The 22,622-nt window shown below is 52.4% G+C and carries 10 protein-coding genes; 1 reads left to right on the top strand and 9 read right to left on the bottom strand.

Translation table 11 applies throughout. The annotated features are described in order from the left end of the window. Positions 1-7: 7 nt before the first annotated feature. From ACJJIT_RS09010 to ACJJIT_RS08970, 9 genes are all read right to left on the bottom strand, one after another. Positions 8-1,159, bottom strand: coding sequence for a class I SAM-dependent methyltransferase (locus ACJJIT_RS09010; protein WP_444900725.1), 1,152 nt, complete (start codon positions 1,157-1,159; stop codon positions 8-10). Then, the gene (locus tag ACJJIT_RS09005) at positions 1,156-2,256 is read right to left on the bottom strand and encodes a saccharopine dehydrogenase NADP-binding domain-containing protein (protein WP_444900724.1); all 1,101 of its coding nucleotides are present in this window, start codon (positions 2,254-2,256) and stop codon (positions 1,156-1,158) included. Before ACJJIT_RS09005 ends, ACJJIT_RS09010 begins: the two co-directional genes overlap by 4 nt. Further along, positions 2,253-4,007, bottom strand: a complete 1,755-nt coding sequence (locus ACJJIT_RS09000; RefSeq protein ID WP_444900723.1) for an ABC transporter ATP-binding protein — start codon at positions 4,005-4,007, stop codon at positions 2,253-2,255. Before ACJJIT_RS09000 ends, ACJJIT_RS09005 begins: the two co-directional genes overlap by 4 nt. Continuing rightward, positions 4,004-5,797: an ABC transporter ATP-binding protein gene (locus ACJJIT_RS08995; protein WP_444900722.1), complete on the bottom strand. Its 1,794-nt coding sequence runs from the start codon at positions 5,795-5,797 to the stop codon at positions 4,004-4,006. The genes ACJJIT_RS09000 and ACJJIT_RS08995 overlap by 4 nt, the downstream gene beginning before the upstream one ends. After that, entirely contained in the window at positions 5,798-11,383 is a 5,586-nt protein-coding gene (locus tag ACJJIT_RS08990) for an amino acid adenylation domain-containing protein (protein WP_444900721.1), read from the bottom strand. A gap of 48 nt (positions 11,384-11,431) precedes the next feature. Further along, positions 11,432-18,058: an amino acid adenylation domain-containing protein gene (locus tag ACJJIT_RS08985; protein ID WP_444900720.1), complete on the bottom strand. Its 6,627-nt coding sequence runs from the start codon at positions 18,056-18,058 to the stop codon at positions 11,432-11,434. After that, the gene (locus ACJJIT_RS08980) at positions 18,036-19,451 is read right to left on the bottom strand and encodes an isochorismate synthase (RefSeq protein ID WP_444900719.1); all 1,416 of its coding nucleotides are present in this window, start codon (positions 19,449-19,451) and stop codon (positions 18,036-18,038) included. The genes ACJJIT_RS08985 and ACJJIT_RS08980 overlap by 23 nt, the downstream gene beginning before the upstream one ends. Continuing rightward, on the bottom strand, positions 19,448-19,777 hold the full coding sequence (locus tag ACJJIT_RS08975; RefSeq protein WP_444900718.1) for an isochorismate lyase: 330 nt from the start codon (positions 19,775-19,777) through the stop codon (positions 19,448-19,450). The genes ACJJIT_RS08980 and ACJJIT_RS08975 overlap by 4 nt, the downstream gene beginning before the upstream one ends. Positions 19,778-20,094: 317 nt before the next feature. Then, entirely contained in the window at positions 20,095-20,832 is a 738-nt protein-coding gene (locus ACJJIT_RS08970; RefSeq protein ID WP_444900717.1) for a thioesterase II family protein, read from the bottom strand. A gap of 121 nt (positions 20,833-20,953) precedes the next feature. Between ACJJIT_RS08970 and ACJJIT_RS08965 the strand changes: the two genes are divergently transcribed. Continuing rightward, positions 20,954-22,561 carry a (2,3-dihydroxybenzoyl)adenylate synthase gene (locus tag ACJJIT_RS08965; protein WP_444900716.1) on the top strand — a complete coding sequence of 536 codons (1,608 nt, stop codon included), beginning with the start codon at positions 20,954-20,956 and terminating at the stop codon, positions 22,559-22,561. The last annotated feature ends 61 nt before the right edge of the window (positions 22,562-22,622 follow it).

Below are 22,622 nucleotides of genomic sequence, written 5' to 3'. Positions count from 1 at the left end.
CAGCCCCTTAAACAGCTTTTGCAAAAAATAGAGTTTGACCCGCGACCGATAATGGCGATGTCGATGCAGGTAAGAAGCACTTAACCTCAAAGCCGGCCACAACCAGTTCTTCCTGCCATGCTGTGCTGTCGATAAACACCTGGTCGGTTCCCCCTCTCCGGTCTTCGCTCCCCAGCAGGGGCACCGATTCTGCGGGGGAAAGAAGAAACTGCATTGCCGTTAACATGGCGTGGTTTTCCCGAGTGGACTCGCTAAACAGCAACCAACCACCGGTGACCAGAGCACGACGAATACGCTGTAAGGTCTGGCCAATATGAGCGGCGTTGTGCAAAACATTGCCAGCCACAACAATATCGGTGCTGGCTGCTGGGATTGACTGCGCGGTAAAATCCGCATTGATATCGAGTAGGCTGCAACGCAAACCGATGTGATTGCGGAATTTCTTCTGGGCCGCAGTGGTGAATAGAGGCGATATATCCGTAAAGCGATAATTAATCGGCCTGCCAGCCAGAGTATCTAAAATTGCAGCAGTGGTTAGACCCGCGCCGCCGCCTAATTCGAGCACTCTTAACATAGGGCCAGGATTAACAGCCTGTTTTACAATGTTCGCGGCTGCATAATTGAGATATGTCGTAAACCAGTTGTTCTGGTAGGCGGCCAATGCCGTTAGTATTTCTCCATTCTCGAACAGCAGTTGATTAATTGAGGCTTCATCACGAACCAGCTCAGCCAAATGTTCCAAAAGCTTTTGGTGGGACTGAGCCATTTCCGGGGGAAATCCCAACGCATCGTAGGCCTCCGGTAATTTATCTGCCCCCGCTGCACTCTCGGGAATTTGCTCCCAGGAGTAGTAGCCATTACTGAGCTTCAAAAACTCCCGTTCAACCAAGGCCACCAGCCAGCGGCGAACCAGCCAGTGGTGTCGGGAAGCGGCACCCAGTGTATTAATAATTTCGTCACTGCTGCGCCCGACATTTTCGGCGGTCAACGCGCCGCTGGAAGAAAGCAATTCCATAATCGCCCGTAGGCTGATGAATTCCAGCCTTTGCATTGCAGCAGGTAGTTGCGCCAAACCACTGTCTACCGTCATCTCAGCGGGTAGAGCTGCCAGCCCAGCCTCATGGGCAGTATTGGAAGGTGGAAGTGTCAGGTTTTTCAAATGGCTCCCTCCTCAAGGCACACCATATCTTCAATTCCCGTTTCTAGGGTGGTTAAAAATGTTAATGCACCAATCTCCGACATACGCTCCATCGCTGATGCCGGGGACAACACTTCGGCGCAGTAATGACAACCCGCAGGGATTTCATTGCGAAGTACAGCCAAAGTGGTAACTGCAGCCACCGCGGCTGTTAAATCTGCATTGCCGGTGCCCCGCAACGCGGCCGTGCGAGTGCGCTCTTGCCCGTAGTAATTACCGGTAAGCTGCAAAAGCATGACCACATAAGGATGGCGCCCCGCCAGATCCAGCGCACTGGCCCGACACAATGCTGCTCGAGCTTCATCGCGACCCAAACCATGGGCGCTATTAAATGCCGATAAAATATAAGAACCGGTAATCGCGTTATACCAATCGCCTTCAGAGAGGGATAAGTCCCGAGCCAAGCGCTCGCTTTCACAATTTAAATAAGAGAGTAAAGTGGCAGTGTCAGGGAAAAACGGCAGCTCCACATCGGAGCGGCGCTTCAAAACACTATTTAGCCGGCGACCATTACGCCAGGCCGCCAATGGCTTACTGTGCTGTTCGTAAGCGCCATGCAAATAATCATCGGCAGCGACATCCGTAAATCGATCACGCAAACCGAAATAACTGGTCAGACTCTCTACCTCTGAAAATTCCTGCTCCGCCAGCCAGCGCGGTAGCAAGCTACTAAGCCCCGGCTGTAAACCAGCTGATAGAACTGCGATTAATCCACGGTTCTGGTAATAGGATGAATCAAGTTGTTCATAGAGAGCCTCATCACCAGCAACATCGATATAGACAGCTCCCACTTGTGCCGCAGCCTTAGCAGCCCTGTCGCCGATCAAATATGAAGGTCCTGCACAATTGATCAGAACCTTACAGCCGGATACAAATTGATCCAGTGAGGCGACATCCAGGTAGTTCACTGTGTGAAAAGAAATTACTGAATTATTGGATAACGGCTGTTTATGTGCGTTGCGGCCACCAATACGCAAAGGCCCTAATTCAAGGGACTGTAAATAACTGGTAACGGCTGTACCCACATCACCGTAACCACCTAAAATCGCAATTGTCATAGACTCACCTCCGTATCGGTCTCAACCAGTCTCCAGCCAGTTGCGCGGCTGCGCTGGCGCCAAAAATGTGCGTAAAGGCCCTGCTGGGATAACAGTTCACGGTGATTTCCAGTCTCAGCCGCAGCGCCTGCATCAAGCACGACGATTTGGTCCGCATTCATCACGGTGGACAATTGATGGGCGATTACAATAAGAGTGGAACCCTGTTGTAACTGCCTCAGGGAGCTGTTCAGGTATTTTTCATTGCGTGGGTCCAGCGCCGCTGTCGCTTCATCCAGCACAACGATTGGTGCAGCTTTTAATAGGGCGCGGGCGATAGAGACCCGCTGGCGTTCGCCGCCAGAAAGTGCAGCCCCCCCCTCTCCTACCTGTGTCTGCCACCCCTGTGGCAAGCGCGCGATAATCTCATCCACGCCAGCCAGTTTCGCCACACGCTCCAGTTCTTTCTGATTGGCTTCAGGGCAACTCAGTCGAATATTCGCTTCCAGGGTGTCGCTGAACAGATACACATCCTGCATAACAATAGAAATCTGCTGCATCAGATCTTCTGTACGCAGTTGTCGTACATCCACCCCACCCACTTTTACCTGGCCCTGATCGGTATCAAAAAAACGCAGCAACAAACGGGTGATGGTGGTTTTACCTGAGCCTGATGCTCCGACTATCGCTGTGGTGGTACCCGGAGAAACCCTAAAGGAAAGATCCTTCAATACCGGTTGTCCCGGCTCATAACTGAAATTCACCTGTGAAAACTCAACCAGTCCGCCCTGGGCGGTAAAAGGCTGAGATATTGGTGGCTGAGGTAGCGGCTGCTCAAAAAGAATAGCGGCCAGTCTGCTTAAATCATTACCGGCCATGCGCAGCAGACCACTGCGCCCGGCGAGTTCCGCCAGAGGACCGGTAAATCGGGCCGCCAAAGCTAGCAAAGCCACCAATTCGATAGGGGGAAGTTGTTGATGGAGCGTGAGCCAAATGCCCACGGCAATAACTGCGGCAAAGGCGAGTTGCACCATAAATCCCCCGGCAAACAAACGGGGGAAGGTCTGCCGTAACATGGACCCAGCGGCTCTGCTTTGTCCGGCAATCGCCTCTTCCAGTGGGGGGTAACCGCTGACATTTTTGCCAAATGACCTGAGTACCGCTTGATTGCGGGCAAACTCCACTACTCGGCTACTGGCGCGAGCACCGGCAGCATCCACTTCCGTTTCCATGGCACCTATCCACTGGGCGGACCAGCGATGGCCGATATAAATCAGGGGCACAAACAACAAAGCGGTCAGCCCCAAGCGCCAGTCAAACCACAACATCGCCACCCCCACTATCAGAGGAGTGACAACGCCGCTGACAACAGGGGGTAGCAGATGTGCAAAGATATTGGTCACCATCAAGGTGCCCCCAGTTGCACTGCGGGATACACGACCCACTTTTTCGGAATTGAACCAACCCAGAGGGAGTTGAGAGAGGTGTTCACCCAGGCGATTGTGCAGGGTTTTCAATACCAGAATGGCTAGTGTCGCCCCTTTAATGGTTTGCTGGTAACGGGCAACGCAGGCGATCACAACAACCGAGAACAGAGCGATCAACCAAAAGCCAACCGCCTGCATCTCAGAGGCCAACAGTGCACTGAGCAGAGGCACCAGAAGTGTCACCGCGATTCCCTGCAAAACGCCATAGGCGAGAAGCCATATTGCATAAATGCAAACTTCACGGCGATACGCGGGTCCGAGAATGACAAGCAAACTGCGAATCATGAAGGCACCCCGCTAGCTGCCTGAATATCACTATCCAAAGCCTCTACATTTGCTTCTGCATCGTTATACAGGCGCCACTGTTCAGCGTAGTGCTTGCCCTCAGCCAACAATTGTTGGTGAGTGCCACATTCAACCAAGCGGCCGCCGTCCAGGACCGCAATCTGGTCGACACCGGTGATGGTGTGCAGCTTATGGGCTATCACCAGTACCGTACGATTCCTCACCAAACGCGATAATGCCTGCTGAACTAGGGCTTCAGATTCGGGATCAGCATGAGCCGTGGCTTCATCCAGAATCAGCACAGGGGCATCTGCTAAAAGCGTGCGTGCAATACTTAAACGCTGAGCTTCACCACCAGAAAAAAAGGCATCCTTGCCAAATACCGCCTGGTATCCCTGGGTGAACTGCAAAATTCGCTCATGAATGCATGCACTGCGCGCAGCTTCAATCAGCTCCTGGTCACTGGCATCCGGTCGTCCAAGACGCAGGTTATCTGCTACGGTACCTGCCAACAGCTGGGTCTCCTGAAGTACAAAACCCACATGTCGATATAAATTGTCTGGAGCAATATCACGGATATCGACGTCCCCCAGGAGCACAGCACCTTGGGTCACGTCATAAAAACGGGGCACCAGCTTGGCCAGGGTGGATTTCCCGGCACCGGAACTCCCAACCAAAGCTGTGATCGAACCGGGGCGACAGCGCAAAGTAATATCGCTTAATACCGGCCGATCCTGGGTATAGGCAAAGCTGACCTGCTTAAAGAGCAGCCCTGCATCTTTGGGCTCTTTGGGTTCAGAGGTAACAGCCAGGGGCGCAACCTCCAATAATTGATCGATCCTGCCTGCGGCCGCTTTGGCTTTTTGCTGAGCGGTCAGTCCCTGGCTCAAGGTCAGGATGGTCTGGGGAATCATCACGGCGATCAGCGTTGTTGCGAGAACATCAATCGGCTGAATGCCTGTATTCACCACCAGCCAGGCGCCCCCAGACAAACTCACCAACATAATGACTGGCACAGATAAGGCCAAAGAGGTCACAGCCTCCAAACGGACAAGCGGTGTCACCCAGCCCGTGTAACGGCGACTGAAATCCTCGACGGCCTGTTGGTAATTTCTGTGGGCGCGGCCGGTTTGTGAGAAAACCTTGACCACCGCAATACCGTGAACAAATTCGACAATCGCAGCACTGACCCGAGCAAAGTCCTTATCCAGCTGCTGCATTTTTTCCCCAAAACCGCGCATCATCCAGGCGTAGGACAGCAGATAAACTGGCAGGGTAAGTACTGCCAACAGGGCCAAGCGCCAGTCGAGCCAGGTTAAATAACCCAGGCCCGCCAGTGGCAGTACAAACGCTGCAGCCAACTCCACCTGGTGGTGCGCAACCATATGGTGAAGATCATCGAGGTCGTCTTGCACCGCTTTGCGCACCGCGCCGGAGGTGTGTTCGCTGTACCAACCCAGGGGCACCTGTCCCAATTTTCGCACCAGGGCCCGTCGCAATTCCGCCTGCATACGCTGGTCGGCAATATGGGTTAACCACAAACCGATCACGGTGCAGATCCAACCCATCGCCAGCCCGGCAACTATCGCGAAGACAACGGGAATAATCGCCTCGTCGATATCACTGATATCGGGCGCCAGGAACAGGCGAGCCAGCTCAACGATACCGATAAAAGGGATCAAAGAAGTGAGCGCACCACAGGCACCGAGCGCCACCCCCAGCCACACGAGGCCACGAAATGGACGCATCAGTTCCCGCAGGTTGGACTTTGGCGAAATGTACTCAGCCATTTATTTGCCCGCTTTACCGCGCTGTAATGGTTTTGCCAAGTGCTCAACGACAGTGGCAACCTGCGGCGGCTCCATCACGCTGAAGTGATTGCCCGGCACATCAATTAATTCAAAGTCACCCAGACAAACATCCTGCCAATAAGGCGCAGCCATATGGCCTACGCCGGCGGTGACACCGAAGGATTGCTCTTCCTGGCAGCGCAAGTAGGTCATATCGCCAATATAGGGAGGCAGATCAAAACAGGCAGCGCGCATACTGTGTCGGCATACCCGGAAAAGCCCCGGTATCATCGCAGCTTCAACCGGCACACCCGCCTGGGCAGAGGCCATCTCGGTATAACCGGCCAGGCGCTGCTCCTGGGTGAGTTGAGAGCGTTGCCGCACGGCTTCCGCTACCGCTTTAAGCCCGGCATCACCGTCGAGTTCTGCCATTGCACCGGCGGGAACACGACCGTTGTGTTTATGCATTAAGGTCTCGATTGCGCGGGAAATATCTTCGCTCTCGATATGCTCACCAAATACCGCTTTTACCGGGTCGAGATTCAGGTTGGGGGCAAAAATCGCTTCGAAAGCCAGCTCTTCATCGGTATCCACAAACATTGGGATACTGTCGATCAGGCTCAGGTCAATCACATCGACACCGCGCTCCAGCAGTCTGCGCGAAACTTCCGTCGCCAGCAGACCGCCCAGGCAGTAGCCAATTAGCTGGCAACGCCGATAGCCCTCGTCGATGATTCTCTGGGCGTAATCATCGGCGGTGCGCTCGATTAACTCTTTGGCATCAATGGACAGATACATTTCAGTATCGGCGACAGCAATCCCGAATACCTGGCCCAAATCCTGGGCCGCAAGCGCTTTGCCCAGGTGCTGGAAATAATCCAGGGTACCCAGGGCCGCATGGAACATAATCCGCACCGGCGCCTCTTCTTTGGATACCCCTTTACCCTCGCTTTTATGACTGAAAGGCACCATCAAGGAGTTGCTGCCCTCACGGGTAGTTGCCAGCAGATTGTCGCTATCCGTGTCTGCCTGCTCGTCGGCAACGGCACCCGGCTCAACTCTCAGTGCTCTGGCCAATGCCGCAACCGTTGGTCCATTGAGCATGTGGCGCAACAAGGCGTCGTAAGTAAACGATTTTGCCTCGGGAACTTCCTCCAACAGGCGCCCTGCAACCCGCGCCATAATCAGCGAGTCACCACCGAGATCGAAAAAGCTGTCCTGTCGGCCCACATTATCGAGGCCTAGTGCGTTAGCCCAGAGCTTGCACAGAGCCGTTTCCAGAGGGTCCATCTGTTCTGAGTGCGCAGCCTCTTGTGCATCGCCAGTCGCAGGTCGCCAACCGGCAAGCATTTTGCGATCAACTTTGCCATTGGCGGTGAGCGGGAGCTGGTCAAGAACTTGTAAATGAGCGGGCACCATATGCGCGGGCAATCTATTCGCTAAAAAGTCCCGCAATTTCCCGGCACTCAAATATTGCCGATCAGTTTTCATCTGCGCGGCCAATAAGTTCATACCAAAAGCCGACAAAGGATGTTCGTCTTCCGGCAGGCAGAGCACTTGGCCAGCACCATGGGCTTTTAACAGTGATTGCCATTTTTCGATAGACAGGAACTTGGTCGCCCCACAAGCGCGATCATCACCAGCCGGGTCCATCATAAAACCCTGGGTGAGCAGGATATGGGCGTGATCCACCGTTGGCTCAGTCAGGATTAACCAGCCTCCGGGCGCCAGCAATTCGACTGCACTGGCAATAGCCGCCTCTGGATCTCGGGTACTGTTGAGCATCCCGGCACATAAAATGACATCTGCACTATTGGGCGCCAAACCCTGGGCGCGATAGTCTGTATTGAGATCCATTATTCCGAAGCGCACCCAAGGCCATTCTTTAAATTGGCGGCGAGCCTCAGTCAGGAAAAATGCGGTCATGTCGGTAAATAGATAGTCAACGTCATATCCATCCAACATGGGAATAACCGACGCACTGGTAGCCCCTGTGCCAGCACCCAACTCAAGAACCGTTAACCCTCTATCGCTCTGGGCGGCAATGCGGTTAATTAATGCGGCAACGGCGGCATTGTTATAGCGGGCAATAAGATCGTCCCGATAGAGGGACAAAGCCACCTGCTGGTCGCCCTGGGGGAACAACAATTCAAACGGGTTTTGTTGATTCGCTAGTAACTGGGGTAATAACTCGACATGATCCCGGTGATATTGCAGGAATTCCCGATCACAAAAACCGCTTTCAATTCCCTGTTCAACGCGCTTCCACGCTTCGTCAACAGCAGATATGTCGACTGCCTGGGTACGCGTATATTTTCCCTCAGCAGCGGCGCTGATAGTGGATAAGCTGAGCAGCTTCGCATTAACGAGAAGGTCCAACCAACGACGCACCAGCCAGTGATGCTTTTCGTGGACTTCCGCTAGTGAAAGAATTTCTTCTGCACTGTATCCCTGCTCGCAATCTGTAAATGCCCCCAGGCCCATCAAGCCGTGAAGCATCGACAACAGGGCCGCTTGTTCAAGCGCCTGCACATAGTCGCCGACACTGACAGCTTCCGGCTCACCGGCCTGGTAGTGCGCAAACTGACGCACTGAATTTACCAGCTCGGGATCGATAACCGCCGGCTCGGCATCATCCATGCGGCGACTTTCCACAAAGCCCAACAGATTTAAATCCGCTCGCGAGCCGCCCTCTTTCTTCTCAATTACCGCCGTTGCTGTTGATATTGCGGGGTGGGCCAATAATGCAGACTCCACCTCTCCCAGTTCGATACGGTGTCCGCGAATTTTTACCTGCCCGTCTTCACGGCCCAGGAACTCGAGTTCACCACCGGGTAAGTAACAGCCCAAATCGCCAGTGCGGTAAAGGCGCTGGCCGTCCACCGGATGAGAGAAGAATTTCTGTTCAGAGAGGGCCGCATCACCGAGATAACCATCAGCCAATCCCAGGCCAGTAATCATCAGCTCACCCGCCACCCACACAGGGGCATCGCGCAATTGGCTATCCAGCACCCGGAAGCCCTGGTTCGTCAGCGGCACGCCATAGGGAATACTGCTCCAGGCGGGATCGACTCGCTCAATACGGTGGTAGTTGGACCAGATTGCTGCTTCTGTAGCCCCACCCATGCCGATCAGGTCGAGTGCGGGCACATGGCGCCTGATATGTTCCGGTAAAGTAACCGGAATCCAATCTCCCGATAGCATTGCCAGTCGCCATTCGGACAACGGCCGAGGCTCGGTATCCAGATAGGTGGCCAGCATTTGCAACTGCGCAGGAACAGAGTTCCACAATGTCACCCGGTGCTCATCCATGACCTCCGCCCAGTGCGAAGGGTCTGCGCCACGGGCCGGATCGGTCAATACCAAAGTCGCACCCACTGCCAAGGGGCCGAAAATATCGTAGACCGACAAATCAAAACTGAGTTGAGCCAAACCCAAGATACGATCGCTCGAGCCCACCTCGAAACGCCGATTAATATCCAGCACCGTATTCAAAGCGGCCCGATGATTAATCATCACCCCTTTGGGATCGCCGGTAGAACCGGACGTATAGATAACGTAAGCGAGCTGCTCCGGGTCACCGTTGCTGGCCAGCGGAATTTCAATTTCAGGAGCCAGGGTATCGACACTGATCACCTGCACTTCTGATGGCCACTGAACTTGGCTGGCGAGGTCACTGAGAGTCAGGACCTGTTCCGCCTCTGCACTAAGCAACAATTTATTGAGGCGTATTTCCGGTTGTGCCGAGTCAAGTGGCAAATAGATTCCACCGGCCAAAAGCACACCGAGGGTCGCCGCTATTTGCTCTCGCCCTTTCGGCATTGCAATAGCAACGCGGCTACCCCGCTGGCAACCTTCTTTGGCCAGGGCTTTGGCGATGCCCGCCGCTTTTTTTGCCAGGTCGCCATAACTCACACTGCCATTGCAATCAATAATGGCGGTAGCTTCCGGTGTCGCCGCTGCCTGGGCAAATACGCCCTGATGCAATAACTCTGAAGGAACTGGTCCATCGGTTTGATTAACCTGATACCTTTCCTGTTGCTGCCACTCGGGTAAAGAAACCGGAGACTTGCCAAGCCATTGCCCGTCGCCGCCAGCAGCAAGCTCATTCAATAAGCCGGTAAAGGCCGCGAACATATCCTCTACCAAGCCCGATGGAAAAACGCCCTGGCGCACGTCCCAGTTAATTTCCAGACCTTCAGCATCATCTCTCACCTGGCAATCCAGGGTGACTTGCGGAGTCTGGGTAATTCCTCTGCCGGACTTTCTACCGCTAGCGGGTTTTTCGGTATCTCCCAGGCCAATAGCACTGGTAAATACCACCGGCATCAATGCGGCCTCGGGTCCTCGCGCACGGGACATTTCCCGCAGTACTTCCACACCGGAGAACAAGCGGTGATCAATATCACTGAACAACTGTTCGCCAATGCCTGCCGCCCAATCGCGAAAGGTTTTTCCATTGGAATCACCAATCGCCAACACACTGACCGAAGTAAAATCACCGATCAGCTGGTTAACCTGAGGGTGTAAGGGCAGTCGATTCAATAATGTAAGACTTAGGCTGAAGCATGGCTGGCGGCTCCATCGCTGCAATACCGCTCCATAGGCAGCCAGCACCGCAACCGACGCGGTCAAGCCGGCAGTACCGGCTCGCTGCTTCAGAGTCTGCCAGTGCGCCGTGTCCAGGCGGTAGTGGTGGCGATCAAAACGTACAGATTCCGCTTCTAAAGCGGGCGGCAAAACTGGTAACTCAGGTGCGGGCGACAATTGCTCCAGGCGATCCAACCAATAGCGACGATCATTTTGGTAGCCCTGGCTATCCAATAAACTTCGTTCCGCCAGGAGATAATCACGAAAATCAATTTCCAGTGGCGGCAGGACTGCACCGGGGTTAGACAGCAGGAGATCGAGCTCATTAAATAAAATGCCCGCACTGGCCCAGTCCGCGAGCAGTGCATCCATAGAGAAATGCACTATATGACCCTTATCTGTGCGGCTATGGCGCAGCTCGAACATGGGCCACTCACCAATGGGGTAGTTGCGGTGGCCCAGTTCATTTCTCACCGATTCCAAGGCAAGCTCCAGGGCCTCCTTGTCCAAGCCGGTGAGGTCCTGGCTTTTCATTTCGTAATGCGGCACTTGGGGGAGAACCCGCTGGTATCCCTCCTGCTCGATAACCGCCCGCAACATCGGGTGACGTTCAATCAGTTGGTTCCAGGCTTCCTGTAAACCTTTTGGATTTAATCCCGGGTACTCCAGCTCCAGGTAACCGTGACAAGCAACGCCACCGTAGCCAAATGCATTTTGTCGACCCAACAGGTAGGCAGTCTGCACATCGCTTAAAGGGAAAGGTTCATGCTGATTATCTTTATCGGCCTCAACCACCACTCCCAGGTCCTGGTCGTTGCCAGCGGCTGTTTGAGCCGTGCTCAGTATTTCGATAATTTGTAACTTGTGTTCCCGCAGCCTCTGCTTGTGCTGCTCCGACAGCAGGCCTTTGGCCGCGCGAAAGCGCAGTTGTTCAGACTCGGTCCAAAGTTCCACCCCAAGCCCTTGTAATTCGTCGATCAGTTCCATAGCCGTCATGGGGTTAAAACTCCGTCCAATCGCTGAAAAATAAAATTGCCAACAAGCTCATATCACGCCCTCTTCCACCGTATCGGGATCAACATCCACTAGCGGTTCCATTGCACTTAGGGCACCGGCAACATCTGCCAGTCTCGGAGAGGCAAATAAACGTCTGAGGGGAAGCAGTAAGCGGTGTTGCTGTTTTAGGCGGTCGATAAACCGGGTTGCCAATAAACTATCGCCACCCAATTCAAAGAAATTTTGATCGCGGTTTATCGCTGGTAGGCTAAGAAGCTTTTGCCAAATCTGGGCTACCAGGCGCTCGTTATCCGTCACCAGTTCAGCCGCTTTTTCCTGTTGCGGTTTTTCCACCGCATGCACGAGCTTTAATACTGAAGCCCGATCCAATTTGCCGTTTGCACTCAGGGGCATTTCCGGCAAAGTCACAATGAAATCCGGGACCATATAGGAAGGCAGGTGACAGCGAAGATACTCGCGCAAGTCATCAGTACTAAAAGTTGGTGGGCATTCGGGTGCGAGCACAACGGCAGCGACCAGCTGTTGTTCTTCTGTGGTTAGCACCAGCGCGCGCTGCACAAACATCTGACGATTAAATACGGTTTCGATTTCACCCAGCTCTATGCGATGGCCACGGACCTTCACCTGGCTATCGGCACGCCCCAAAAATTCCAGGCATCCATTGGGCCAGTAGCGTCCAAGATCCCCGGTGCGATACCAACGCTCACCATCGATCGTAACAAAGCGCGCTTCAGTCAACTCGGGTGCACCGCGATAGCCCATGGCGACACCCTCACCACCGATCCATAGCTCTCCCGTTGTCCAGTCAGGGCAGTCGCGCCCCTGGGTATCCATCACCCTGAATTTCTGGTTGGCCAGGGGGTATCCGTACGGGATCGAGTGCCAGCTTGGGTCAACGTCTATAACTTCAAAACTGTTAGACCAGATAGAAGCTTCAGTGGCGCCACCCAGTGCGATAAAACGGCAATCGGGCTGTACTTGTTTTAAGCGCTGGGGTAAATCCAGGCCAATCCAATCGCCGGAATTTAATACCAAACGCAAATTGCCAGACGGTGTACCGGCACCGACAGTGAGTAACATATCCAGTAGCGCCGGTACCGTATTCCAGATGGTGATGCCGTAGTGACATACCCATTGATGCCAGCGCTCGGCATCCCGCCGGTCCTCCTCATCAATCAATACCAGCGCACCACCGACCGATAGCAGTCCAAAAATATCGTAAACAGAGAGATCAAAATCCAGGGCTGAAATAGCTAGTACACGATCATTTTCATCAACAGAGAAACGTTCGTTGATATCCGCAATGGTATTCCAGGCGGCACCATGACTGATTTCGACGCCCTTGGGTTCACCTGTGGAGCCGGAAGTGAAAATGATATAAGCCAGTTGCTCAGCTTCTGTTGCAATCGGTTCACCAATAGAAGCGAACTGTTCGGCCTGTTGAATTGCGCTTTTGTCGAGTACCACTTTTACCTCGGCACGGCGCAACATTGACTCGCGCCTGGCCTGCGGTTGATCGATACCGACAGGTAAATAAGCAGCTCCCGCTGCGAGTACCCCCAAAACAGCGGCAATCTGGTCGGGCCCTTTGGGCAGGTTAACGGCCACTACTTCAGCAGATGAAACCTGGCTTTCCAATAACCAGGCAGCAATGCGCAAAGCACGCTCTGCCAGGACGCCATAACTCAGGGAATTTTCGTCCCCCCAATATAAGGCGATATTGTCGGGATTCGCTTTAGCCTGCTGGAAAAATCGCTGCGACAAGTTATCCGTTGGATCAATCGCGGTACGCTTTTCAAGCTGGGTTCTCAATTCCCGTTGAGACTTGGGTAATAAATCAGGCGGTGTGGAATCCCATTCAGCGTCACCCGCCCATTGGAGCAAGCCGATATAGGCCTGGAACATTTCCGCACACATCCCCTCTGGGAAAAGCGCTTCGACCACATCCCAATTTAAAAAAACGCCACCCTCGACTTCGACCACCTGGTGATCCAACCAGACTTGTGGCGTTTGTGTCAGGGCCCAGACGGGTTCCCGCAGAGGTCCATTTTCCGGTGCCGCTGTACCACCGGGAATACCCAGTGCACTGGTGAAGACCACGGGCATTGTGGCTTCCGCGTCGCTCTGCCGGCGGGCTAATTCCCGCATCAGGCTAACACTGGAAATATCGCGATGTTCCAGGGCCGCGCCAACTTCCCCTTGTATTTTTTTCGCTCGCACCAACCAGCTGTCACCGGCCTCTGGCCGGTAACCCACCAGGGTCAGGGAGGTAAAATCCCCCATCAGTCGATAGATATCCGGGTGAACTTCACGGCGATCAAACAAAGTAAGGTTCAAGCTCAGGTCAGGGCGACTGCTCCAACGACTAAGCACTTCGGCAAAAGCCGTTAAAAGGAGGCTCGAAGGCGTGATTCCCTGCTCAGCCGCGCGCGCAACCAGGTTTTGCCAGGTCCCTTTATCAATATGCTGTTGATGACGCACAAAGTGCGGGCGCTCAATGGATGCCGGCTCCCGCACAATGGGTAGCTGAGGCGCGGGAGGCAGCTCCGATAATTTGTACTGCCAAAAAGTTTTTGCGGCAGCCAGGGGACCTTCGGGAAGATCACTATCAAATACTGCGGTAGTTTGCGGCAATACATTGCGCACATAGTCGCGGAAAGAGAGTTCGATAGAAGGTAGATGAGTTTCAGGGCTCTGATAAAGAATATTTAACTCACGGTAAAACAGCAGTATACTGAAAGCATCGAGAATCAAATTATCCAAACCGATAGCCAATCGGGTATTACGGGCACAGCGCACCGCACGGACATCAAACAGTGGCCACCGGCTTGGCTCAAACACCTGCTCCGCGCATTCCTGTCGTAGTTGCGCAAAAGCAGAAGTTGGATCGCTCTCTACCTCTGTAACATCAATGGAAAATCTCGGCACACCGGCAAGGACGCGCTGTCGGCCCTCGCTGTCGAATACAGCCCGCAGCATTTCATGGCGGGCAATCATAGCGTTTAGCGCAGATTCCAAGCGCTCCAGATCGAGATCAACAACGTCATATTCGCGATAAAAGTGACAACCGATACCACCCAAAACAAATTCTGGGTCCCTTCCCAGCCAATAGGCCCGCTGAACATCAGTAGGTTCAAAAGCGGCGTACCGATTGGCCTTATCCGATTGCCAGGGTGTAACAGTAATTTCGGTAGTGCCTTTATTTCGCTGTGGGTTCTCAGTTGGATCTTGAACTAATGTCGCAGCAAAGTCGGCCAAGCTGGGCTGGCTAAATAATTCCGACATTGTGACACCTTCAAAGCCAGACTCGCGCAGGTCTCGCACAACACGGGTTGCTAACAGGGAGTCACCCCCAAGTGCGAAGAAGTTATCGTCCCGCGCTATATCGGTAACATCGAGAAATTTGCACCAGGCGGCAGCCACCTGCTGTTCCAATTTACCTTGCGGTGGGTTCTGCTTTGCCTGGTGTTGCGCTATGGATTCATCGGCAAACTGCTGTAAATCGCCGCGATCGATTTTGCCATTGGCGGTAAGCGGTATTTCAGCGAGACAGCAAAGCTCACTGGGCAGCATGGCGCTGGTCAATTGTTGGGTCAGGAACTCCCGCAGGTCGTTCAAGGGTTCCTGCAACTGCTGCAAATCAACAAAGCACTTTTCTGGATTGATATTCCCTTGTGATAATTTGGATTCCAGAACGACAACCGCAACCACACCTCGCTGAGTCAGCAGTGCGACCGCTTGCGCAATCCCTTTGTGCGCGGTCAGTGCCGCTTCAATCTCGCCGAGTTCAATGCGGTGTCCACGCACCTTGACCTGATTATCGACGCGGCCCAAAAACTCCAGGCACCCGTTCGGCCAATAGCGGCCCAAGTCTCCGGTGCGGTACCAGCGCTCGCCTTCGTCTGTCACAAAACGGGCTGCGGTGATACCGGGAGCACCGCGATACCCCAAAGCAACGCCAGCACCACCGATCCACAACTCCCCTGTCACCCAGTTGGGGCAATCACGCCCCTGGGCATCCACCACTCTGAATTGCTGGTTGGCCAAAGGGTAACCATAGGGAATAGATCGCCAAGAGGAATCAACTTCTTTGACTTCAAAATTGTTCGACCAAATAGAAGCTTCGGTGGCGCCGCCCAAAGCGATAAAGCGGCACTCCGGGTTAACTCGTTTTAACCGTTCCGGCAGGTCGAGGCTGATCCAGTCGCCAGAATTTAATACCAAGCGCAGCTCGCCAGCTGGAGTATCACCACCCGTGGTGAGCAGCATATCCAATAGCGCCGGCACCGTATTCCAAACAGTAACGCCATGCTGACACACCAGCTGATGCCAGCGCTCAGCATCCCGCCGGGACTCCTCTTCAACCAATACCAATGCTCCGCCGGCGGACAAGAGCCCAAAAATATCGTAAACGGAAAGGTCGAAATCCAATGCTGATACGGCGAGCACTCGATCATTTTCATTAACCGAAAAGCGCGCGTTAATGTCCGCTATTGTGTTCCAGGCACTCCCGTGACTAATTTCTACGCCCTTGGGTTCACCGGTAGAGCCAGAGGTGAAAATGGTATAGGCAAGATCTTTGGCCTCTCCCACGACAGGCCGGGATAAAGGCGCGACACCAGAGAGCACTGACAAGTTATCTATAACCAGCTTGGCTCCAGCAAGCTTGAGTACGCGCTCTCTTCGCAGCGGTGGCTGGTCTATACCCAGCGGCAGATAAGCCGATCCTGCCGCTAATACGCCCAAGGCTGCAATAATCTGCTCCGGCCCCTTGGGTAATAAAATACCAACCAAATCACCGGGCTCAACACCTTGAAGCTGTAAATACGCGGCCATCGCCAAAGCACTGTGGGCCAACTCCCCGTAACGAATTTGTTCATCGTTCCAATAGAGAGCCACTGCTTCAGGGCAGTTTTTAGCATTGCTAAAAAAATGTTCGTGTAATTGGTGAGGCTGGTATGGCTTGGCTGTGGAATTTACCTGCTGACGTTGGTGCTTTTGCTCCGCTGGCAGCAGCGATGGTATCGGCTGGGCCCAGAATTCCGGGCTACCGATCAGGCATTCCAGTAACTGCGTAAAGGCCGCAAACATGCCATCCAGAACGCCGGGAGCAAAAGCAGCTTCCCGCGCATCCCAGTTTACAGACAGGCCGCCTTTGAGCTCCATAACCTGTACGTCCAGCCACACTTGTGGCCCTTGGGAGATAATCCAATTGACATCTCCAAAGGCACTGCGAACTGACTCGCCAAATAATTCACCCAGCCCAAGCGCACTGGTAAAGACAACCGGCGCAAACACCGTTTGCCCCTGTTGTCTGCTAAGGTCACGCAGCACCTCTACGCCGGAATAACTCCCGTGAACTACATCCTGACGGAAGTTATGTTGTAAACGCTGTGCACGCTCAACGAAGGTCCCACTCTGGCTGCCCTGCCAGGCAAGCAAGATCGAAGAAGTAAAGTCTCCTACCAGGGAGTTGACATCCCGGTGCAGGGATTCCCGGTCGAACAGGGGGAGATTCAGCAGGAAGTCTGACTCTTCGCTATAGACCGTAAGCACTTCGGCAAGCGCCGCTGCCAGGGTCATGGACAAAGTAATTCCGTGACGGCTCGCAAGTTCCGCCAGCTGGTTTTTCTGGTCAGCAGACAAGCTATAGTGACGCCGAACAACTCGACGAGTGTCTTTAGACTCAGTACCTATCGCGGTTGGCAACTGAGGGGCGCCGGGCAAATCTGCCAGGCGATCCTGCCAGTGTTCTTTGGCCTGCTGCTTCTCAGCTCGGCGCTCTTCCTTTGAGTGAAGAGCGCTGCGGTCAGCCTGGTAGCGCGGATAACTGTAATTAAGCGGAACCAGAGACTGCTCTGGTTCCAGGTAGAGCTTGGCCAAGTCATTCAGTAACACGCGCAGACTAAAGGCATCTGCAGCTACCATATCCAGATTAATATGCAGGCGTGTGCCGCCAGCTTTTAATTCCGCAGGTAACAATGAGAGCTGTACATCAAAAACCTCGCCCTGCGATATATCCAGCTGCCGATGGGAGAGTTGCTCCCTAACAGCGATAAGACTCTGCTCCGCTTCTGCGGCAGCCTGATGCCTGAAATCATGAACCTTTAAACCGGGCCAGCTCACTTCTACGGGAATCTGCTGTCGACCATCATCGAGGATTTGAACACGCAGCATCCCATGCCGCTCGAATAGGGAGCGCACAGCCTGTTCCAATCGATCAGGTACTACATCCAGGCCATCAAACTCATGATAAAAGTGTGCGGCAACACCTCCTAAATATTGATTCGGGTCTCGCCCAATCCAATAGGCATGTTGCATCGGTGCCAAATCAAAGGGAGCACCTTCATCAAAAGCGCCCGGCACAGATAAATGTTCACTGGTACTTTCTTCAGTTCCAGTAGCCAACTGAGGTAGAGAAAGCCAGGCTTCCAATTGAGGCACTGCAATAAGATCAGCAAATTTTACTTTGATCTTTTTCTGCCTTAATTTACCAGCTATCTTCATGATTTGTACTGAGTTGAGCCCCAGTGCAATTAAGTCATCCTGCGGATTAATGCCATTAATATCGGCATCAATAGCCTGACAAACTAAATCCTTTAACAAACTGGCCGGACTGGTTGGCTCTGATTTATTCTGCGGCTTCGGCGACAAGAGATACGCTCCTTATTGCGTCTCGGATAACACGCATTTTGATACAACTTTCACGATACTCGTGGGTAGGAAGGGAAGCCTCAACCAGGCCACAACCGGCAAATAGTGTTACCTTGCCCGGAGTAATAAGTGCAGAACGCAGCGCAACAGCAAACTCCCCTTCCCCCCCGGCATTGAGCCAACCAACAGGTCCGGCATACCAACCGCGATCCAGGTCTTCATTTTCACGGATATACTTCAGTGCTTTTTTCCTCGGCAGGCCTCCCACCGCAGCACTTGGGTGTAAATCCGATAAGATATCCAACAGATTTACGCCATCTTTCACCAATCCCTCTAGAGGCGTCAGCAAATGCTGAATTTGCTTTAATTTACAGAGTTGGGGCGGTTCTGGTTCCGCTACGCTGTGGCAGTATTTGCGCAAAATAGAAAGGAGATGTTGGACAACCAGGTCATGTTCGAAGCGGTCTTTATCACTATCGAGCAGAGATAATCCCAATTTGTAATCAGTTGCAGGATCTTTTCCCCGGGGTGCGCTACCGGCCAGAGCAACTGTACTGATGCGACCCTCTTTACCAGCGGCTAAACGCTCGGGGGAAGCCCCAAGAAAGCAACTTTTTCCGCGGGAAAATGCAAATAAATAGGCATCGGGGTAAGATTCTTGTAAATATCCGAGAATACTTCCCGGGCAGCAATCCGCGCTCAGTGATTCAGAACGAGCGAGAACTACTTTTTGAAATTCGTTGCGCTTGATTGATTCGACCACGCCTACTACACGCTGCTGCCAAGCCATTTGGCCTGCATAATTTGGGCTAAAATCAGACTCCACCGAAAACAAATTGTCATTCGCAGAAAGGTCAGAGCTACGAGACAAAATATGCTGCCACCGCGCCTTCAGCCGCTCCGCAGTCTGATTACATTCTGTTTGATCGGTAACGATAAAATTCATTACCAGATAACTGCGATCCCCTTCACAGTAAAGGGCCAACTCGGGCAACGTAAGCGCCCCTGCGGGAAAGTCTTGCCACAAGGATGAGGAATCTTTTTGGCTATCAAAAGCAAACCCACCACACAAAACCGGCCGATGCCCCCCGCTTACCACAGCGGAGGACAGTAATTTTTGCCAATTGGCTTGGATTTCAGACCAAGATTCCCCTGGGGCACAACTAAATTCACAGGCAGAGCCAAAGGTCACAGCATATTCATCTCTAGAGGGCACACCCCACAGAGACGCGAACCTTTCATGCTGATAGCCGGAGGCAAACAACCCTATTGGGTTGCGTCTATGACATGGAGATGAAAACGATGCCAGAACCTCTGGCTGTCCCCGGCTTACCCTGGACTTCGCTTCCTGCAAACAGGCTTCCAGGCCAGCATATTTAGAGCGGCCCTTCATACACCTTCCTCAACTGGCAAGCCGCGCTCAGCGCGCCAATGCAGCTTTTGCTGAGTGATAAACCAGTGAATAATCCCGGTAAAAAGCTGCTCTATATAATCTGCGGAAAGTTGTTCTTTCTCAGCCCAACGACGGCGGTCAATCAACATCTCCGCAACCCGGTCTGGAGCAGGAATACTCGTTTCATCCGGCTTGAACTGGGCTGCTGACAAAACATACCCCATACGCCGCTGCAACAGCCTGATGATCTCGCGATCAATGGAATCGATACCTTGGCGGATCTCATTCAGATTTTCACACTCCATTGGTAGCTTCGTTGCTTGCATAGAAACTCCATCACCTAAGCTGTTCATCTTCCCATCAACAATGAAACGTTATAACATATCATTTGCGAAATCAACGGGATGTTTGTTTTGGATTTGGGCGTCAGGGTGGAGAGAGTGTGTGCTACTTGTTACTAAAGAGAAATAATTCGAACATCATCAAAAATAATGATCCCGGATTAATCGAGGCAGAGATCCGCTATCTATTGAACGATGGAGAATATAGGGCCGCTCAACAGCCCTATTCTCCCGACAATTAATTTCGATAGCGTTACAAGAAACAGAAAGATTTTATACGGCCAACTTAACTTTACATGCAGTTAGGCCAAGCGGAGCTTCTGAACAATATGGCCAACCACCAGATCGGGACAATCTGACAGATAAAAATGGTTACCTGCGTATTCTTTCAATTGGAACTCACCATTGGTCCACTGCTGCCAACCCCGAGCTTCAACGGTACTCAACTCAGGATCATCCCGTCCTAGCATCGCGGTGATGGGGCAATCTAGAAGTTGGTCCGAGGATATCTTGCTGGTTTCGATCAATCGATAATCCTGGCGTATAGCAGGAAGTAGTAGAGCCCTTAACTCAGGAATTTCCAATAATTCAGGAGAGGTGCCGCCAAGCTCAATGAGTTGTTGGCAGAGAGATTCATCACTCAACTGATGTACGTTTCCACTCTTTTGAAATTGTGGAGCTTCGCGCGCAGAGACAAATATGTGTTCAGGACCGCACAATTTTTCGCGATACAAGGAGAGAGCCAATTCATGAGCAACTGTAGCTCCCATACTGTGCCCAAATACTGCCCAGGGTTTATCGATGACAGGTTTGATAGCCCTACTTAACAAAGCAATTAAAGTTTGCATATCTGCGGGCATAGCTTCATTACAGCGTTGCTCCCTACCCGGTAAACATACGAGAACCAATTCTATGGAATCTGGCAATAATTTCACCCAGGGTCGATAAAGTGATGCTGTACCACCAGCATGAGGCAAACACAAAAGTCGGATAGCCGCTTTAGGTTGAGGGCGAGGGATTTGTAGCCAAGCGCCGGGCATAGATTTATCTCAATAAGAAATTTGAAGCCGTGAATACTAACTGTTAATTCTTAATTTAGAAATCTGAAGAAGATTCAAAAAAACACTCGCCTGCTCCACCCAAACATTTCAGGAGACCAGCATGGAAAATAATTTACTTAATGGTTACACGCCTCACCCAAAGGAACTAGAGGATTTCTATCAGCAACAAGGAATTTGGGATAACCAACCTATTTGGGAGCTGATCATACGTAATGCGAAAAACCTTCCCAATCAATGTGCAGTTCGGGACCTATCGGATCAATTAACTTATGCCGAATTGGTTAATGAGGCCGATAGCATTGCCGCAGGCCTGGTGGAACAAGGCTACAAAGCTGGGGAGCGGGCAATACTCCAGTGGAGCAATCAAGTCAGTTTTATTACAGCCCTACTCGGTTTATTTCGAGCGGGAATAGTTCCTGTTTTAGCTTTGCCTGCACATCGCCAAAATGAAATATGCCATTTTGCACAGGTCTCGGGTGCCAGTATCTATATCACTTCAGGAGCGGAAAGTGATGGAAGCCGTCACAGCATGATGGAACAAATTGCTTCGCAATCTCCGACTTTGCGAGGCATATATAGCTCTGATGAAAATGACACATTCCCCTCCCTGCCCAGAAGAGAATGCCAAGGCTTCACCCCTGTTCCCGTAGACCCTAACGCCCCAGCTCTATTCCTCGTTTCCGGTGGCACTACAGGACTTCCGAAACTTATTCCACGCACCCACAATGACTATCGCTACAACATTACTTGCGCTACGGCTGCTTGTAATTTAGGAAAAGATGAAATCTATCTGGCAGTACTCCCCGCCGCCCATAATTTTCCACTGGGTTGCCCCGGCATTCTGGGTACGCTATCCATGGGTGGGCAGGTAATATTCACCAAAGATGCAAGCCCGGACTACTGCTTCGAGCTGATAGAGCGTTACGGCGTAACCGCCACAGCCCTGGTCCCAGCACTGGCTCAAGTCTGGACTGCAGCGACAGAATGGGAAGATGCTGATTTAAGCTCTCTCCGCTTACTGCAAGTCGGTGGCTCAAAGCTGAGTCCAACTGACGCCAATGCTGCGATAGTTGCTTTTCCCGGTGCACTACAGCAGGTATTCGGAATGGCCGAAGGGTTGATTTGTTACACCCATCACGAAGATAACGATGAAACCATCACCAGTACTCAGGGCAGACCTATGAGTTCCCTCGATACTCTAAAAGTGGTTGATGAGTACGGACAGGAAGTGAAAGCCGGTGAAGAAGGAGAATTACTCACTCGTGGACCCTACACATTGAGAGGCTATTACCGAGCCGAAGAGCATAATCGCCGTGCTTTTACCCCCGATGGTTTCTATCGCAGTGGAGATCGTGTACGCATTCTGGACAACGGCAATATTGTAGTTACCGGGCGACTCAAAGATGTTGTGAATCGGGGCGGGGAAACATTTGCATGCGACGAAATTGAAGAGCACCTGCTCGCCCATCCCCATATTCAGCAAGCAGCTATCATTCCCTTACCGGATAAAGAACTCGGGGAACAAGTTGGAGCGGCTATCGTATGTGCAGATAAAGCACCTTCTTTACACATGTTACGCGATTTCTTGACAAAAAGAGGACTGGCTGCCTTTAAGCTACCAGAGCAACTTAGTGTGTTATCTCGCCTTCCGGTTACTGCCGTAGGTAAAATTGATAAGAAAAAGCTTTTGGAATATGAAAACCAGTAAGGGGATAGATTAGCCTCAATGCATCACTAAATAATTAGCGATTAGCTTAGTGATGCTACTG

The sequence above is a fragment of the Microbulbifer mixtoriginis (SeqCode) genome (assembly GCF_052467515.1).
Note: the sequence above shows the minus strand (reverse complement) of the source record. Positions and strands in the feature narration are given on the sequence as shown.